This is a genomic window from Pseudomonas sp. 30_B (assembly GCF_017491605.1).
In the GTDB taxonomy this organism is placed as follows: Bacteria; Pseudomonadota; Gammaproteobacteria; order Pseudomonadales; family Pseudomonadaceae; genus Pseudomonas.
The window spans coordinates 1-246 of record NZ_JAFGYY010000468.1 but is presented as its reverse complement, the minus strand read 5'-3'; the positions used below and the strand labels follow the sequence as shown (position 1 = coordinate 246).

1 pseudogene is annotated in these 246 nt (G+C 63.0%); it reads left to right on the top strand.

What is annotated here, in order from left to right:
* Window positions 1-246: pseudogene (locus J5M67_RS29130) on the top strand (arylsulfatase); the annotation flags it as partial.

The window sequence follows — 246 nt, the reverse complement described above, 5'->3', positions numbered from 1 at the left end:
CCGACGCCAAGGAGAAGCTGCTGCAGGGCTGGGCGCCGACTTCCGGCGGACCGACCTTCAAGGTGCACCTGGACGGCTACGACCAGCTCGCCTACCTCTCCGGCAAGGCGAAGAAGAGCGCGCGCAAGGAGTTCTATTACTTCAACGACGAGGCCGAGTTGGTGGGCATGCGCTTCAACGACTGGAAAATCGTCTGGTGCGAACAGCGCGCACCGGGTGGCCTGAAGGTCTGGAGCGAGCCATTCA